A 3976-nucleotide genomic window follows, 5' to 3' on the forward strand; every position below is an offset into this window, starting at 1 on the left:
ATCCTTCTGCCAACGAGTAAAGCGATAATAGCAGGTTTTCCAAGAACCATAGCGCTCGGGGAGGTCTCTCCAAGGAGCTCCTGTCCCAAACTTCCAAAGGATCCCGTTTAAAATGATCCGGTGGTCTTTCCATTGACCTCCACGCTTACCGTTTGAGGGAAACAATGGTGCGATCTTTTCCCAAGCTTCATCCGTAATTTCGTATCGCCGTCTCATCATAGATGTCCCCTTACGAAATGTTGTGTTAATTTTCATTCTAGAACGGAATCATAGAATATTCACCAGACACGCCCTAACATAATTCGCCCAATTTTTGAAGTCGTCTTTTAAGGATAGCAAAGTTCGGTTTATAAATAATCCCCAACACTTGTTGTGAGCTATCGTAGAACCTTACACTATGGTCTCCTTCTGGATTAACAACTATTGCACTTTATTTTGAAACAAGTGAAAATAATTGGTATGATTCATTTAGACCGTTATACCGACTGAGGTGATACATATATTTAGGCCGAAAATAGGAAATCGTATATGGATTGTGGGAAGTTCCGGATCTGGTAAAACGACTCTTGCTGAAATAATGAGTAAAAGGTTAAAGATCACTCACTACGAGCTTGACCAATATTTTTGGGGACCTAAATGGACAAAAGCAAGGGATCATGAATTTTTAGAGAGCATTTCCAAAATATGCAGCCTAGATCAATGGATCATTGAAGGGCTGTATCCCCATGTGAAGGAACCAATAATGAATCGAGCAGATACCCTCATTTGGCTAGATTTTCAAATGCACATTACTCTGTTTAGGATAGTATCGAGAACTATTACAAATGTAGTAAAAGGGAAGGAACTCTGGAATGGGAACCGTGAAAACCTAGCCCATTTGTTTGGAGATTTTCTCCCTTTTATCATCAGAAGTCATAAGAATAACCGAGAATTTGTTGAAGAACTATTCAAAGAGGCTAGGGAAAATATAACCTACATATGTATTAAATCTACTAGTGAGTTCAATAGCTTTGTTAATTCATTGACTAAAAACTCGAATATATAGTCACTCAGCTAAATAGCGTGCATGCTTTGAAAGCAATGCTTTTAGATCACCATACCAAGGCATTAATTCCTGGGCTTGGTTTATAGATTTCCACTCTACTTTTTGTATTTCGGTATCAATTCCGAGCATAATTTCTCCACCCACGATCTTACCCCGGAATGTGATAAATAAATCATGATCTTTAGCGATACGTTCATTGATATTAACAACTCCATCAAGTTCAACATCTAAGCCCGTTTCTTCTTTTACTTCACGAATTGCAGCTTCCTTAAAAGTCTCACCATCCTCTCTCTTTCCGCCCGGAAGGCTCCAAGACTCTTCATTTTGAACCATTAGTATATTTTCACCTTGATTATCTGCAATCAATACATACACCACATCAACACGCTTTAATTCGTTATTAATCTTAATCACCTTCATTCTGCCATTTTTTTCAATACGCTTACCATTTTATTTATATTAGTAATATTGTCAATATGTAGCTCTGATTTGGATTTAAAAGAAAAAAGCTCTTGCTTTACGAACAAGAGCTTTATAAAGATAGAAGCACCCTTTTTCGTTTCCGAAAAATTGCCCACTCTTTATAACCAATCTCCATCAAAAATGTCCTCACCTTTTCCCAATCATCTGCAACACGTTCAGGTTCATGTGCATCTGAACCGAAGGTTACTTTTACACCATAGAAACACGCTCTTTCAAGTATTTCATCCGAGGGATACCATCCACCACAATCTTTCGTCTTTCCCGAAGTATTTACTTCAATAACCACATCACATTCAGCAATAATCTTTAATGTTTCATCCACTATATCCGTTTTGACTTGAGAAAAATAAGGACACCGTGCTTTGATTGCATCTATATGTCCAAGGATATCAAACATTTTACTCTTTGCCGATTCCTGTATTAAAGCATAATAAATCTCCTTTTCTCTCAAATATTCTGATTCTTTTAATCCTTCCCATCGTTGTTTATTAAATATATTAATGCCGCCAGTTCGATGTACTGAACCAATAATATAGTCAAATGGAAACTTGCCGAAAATATTTTTGTAAATGTCTATATATTCAGGGAAGAAGTCTGACTCTACTCCCAATAAAACCTCTATTTTATCTTGATACATCTCCTTGAGATGTAGCACTTCACATACATAGTTAGGAAACTCACTTTTAGCCATAGCTACCCAAGGTTTCAAATGATCCTCTTGACTTGCAAAGAAAGGGGAATGGTCCGAAATACCAATAACCTGAAGGCCATAATTTATAGCTGTTTTAATATAGTCCTCTAAATTTCCAATTGCATGACCACACCGATCATGATGAGTATGCAAATCAAACTTCATGTTTTTAATCTCCTTTATTGTAGTAACCTACTGAGCCGTATACCCTCCATCAACCATTACATTTTCCGCCGTCATAAAACTAGCCTCATCTGAAGCCAAAAATACTATTACAGAAGCAATTTCTTCCGGATCAGCTGTACGTTTAAGCATATGAGCACCACCAATTTCCGGATGTAAATCAGCTTGCTCTCGGTTTAACCCCATAGTTTTCATTATGAATTCCTCTCCATTCTTGGTCCAAACCGTTCCAGGACATACAGAATTGACACGAATGTTATGTTCGGCTAGATCCAACGCCATACAACGAGTCATATTAGCGACCGCAGCCTTGGTAGCATTATATGTCAGGTATTTAGGCTGGGCAATGAAGCTTGATGTTGATGCAATATTGATAATTGCTCCCTTTCCCACTTTGACCATTTCCGGGACCACATGTTTTACACACAATGCATACCCCATGATATTTACATCCATGATTCTTCTCCATTCATCAACAGTCGCTTCAATTCCACGCATAATAAATACTGCTGCACCATTTACTAGAATGTCGACTTGACCAAACATTTCGGTAGTTTTTTTGACCATGTTTGATACACTACTTTCATTAGCTGTATCTGTCTCTACATAAAGTACAGCACCACCTTTTTTCTTCAATTCCTGTTCAGTCTTTTTACCGACCTCTTTATTAATATCAGCAATAACGACTTTTGCTCCATGACAAATAAATGCTTCACATGTTGCTCGACCAATCCCCTGGGCTCCACCAGTGACAATAACTACCTTCCCTTTAATCCCTTTCATCTATTTTTTCCTCCTTAGAATTTAACCTAAAAAACTCCTTTCCAGAATATTTTCTAACAAAATTCGAAAAGTGGTTTAGAGCCTCAGATTCCGTAGCACCGTTACGTGGACTTTTAAACAATAACGAGCAAACTTCATCAATAACGCCGGACAAACCAAAATTTTTGGAAGTCTGTGCAACGCGAATTGCATTAATAACTACACCAGCAGAATTGGGACTATCTTCAACCTCAAGCCGTAATTCTAATGAAATAGGAGACTCCAAAATAGAGCGCCCTTCTAATCGCAGATAACAAACCTTATTGTCACCGAGGTACTGTATATATCCATTTGGACCGGCAGAGACATTACTTGCATCAATCCCGGCTGCATTCAATGCATTACGTTTAGATTTTTGTTTGCTGGTTGACCTTCCCGGCGATGAAAGGTTGAAAAAATCACTATTGCCACCAAAATTAAGCTGATACGTATTTGTTATTTCTATACCGCGAGATTGAAAAAGCTCAATTAATGCGGTATGAAGTGTTGTGGCCCCAAGATGGCTCCTCAAATCATCTCCCAGTAATGGTACTCCGCCTTCAAGAAATTTTTTTTGAAAGTACGAATCGGTCGCTACAGGCTCCGGGGTTGCATTAATAAAAGCAACTTTTGCCTCCAATGCAGCAGTGGCATAAGCCCTGACTGCTTCATATGTGTCAACGCCGGGATTAAATTGACCCACTTCAGCCGGTTTAAAATTGACCCACCCCGGTGCCTCATTTAGCCTTTGAAGGTTCCCCGTAAACTCCACT

At 38.6% G+C, this 3976-nt stretch carries 4 protein-coding genes and 1 pseudogene; all 5 read right to left on the reverse strand.

The window, feature by feature from the left end; genetic code table 11:
- Window positions 1-216, reverse strand: a 216-nt coding sequence (locus I8U17_RS17785) for a transposase (RefSeq protein WP_198059964.1), incomplete at its 3' end; no start/stop codon positions are given.
- 829 nt (window positions 217-1045) lie between these two features.
- Window positions 1046-1459 carry an NUDIX hydrolase gene (locus I8U17_RS17790; protein WP_370589293.1) on the reverse strand — a complete coding sequence of 138 codons (414 nt, stop codon included), beginning with the start codon at window positions 1457-1459 and terminating at the stop codon, window positions 1046-1048.
- Window positions 1460-1577: 118 nt separating this feature from the next.
- Window positions 1578-2384 (reverse strand): histidinol-phosphatase, encoded by an 807-nt coding sequence (locus tag I8U17_RS17795; protein ID WP_198059966.1) that lies wholly within the window; start codon window positions 2382-2384, stop codon window positions 1578-1580.
- Window positions 2385-2411: 27 nt separating this feature from the next.
- Window positions 2412-3185, reverse strand: a complete 774-nt coding sequence (locus tag I8U17_RS17800; protein ID WP_198059967.1) for an SDR family NAD(P)-dependent oxidoreductase — start codon at window positions 3183-3185, stop codon at window positions 2412-2414.
- Window positions 3172-3976, reverse strand: a pseudogene (locus tag I8U17_RS17805) (hypothetical protein); the annotation flags it as partial. The pseudogene I8U17_RS17805 and the gene I8U17_RS17800, both read right to left, overlap by 14 nt.

It is taken from the genome of Thermoactinomyces sp. CICC 10521, from assembly GCF_016055135.1.
Classification (GTDB): domain Bacteria; phylum Bacillota; class Bacilli; order Thermoactinomycetales; family Thermoactinomycetaceae; genus Thermoactinomyces_A; species Thermoactinomyces_A daqus.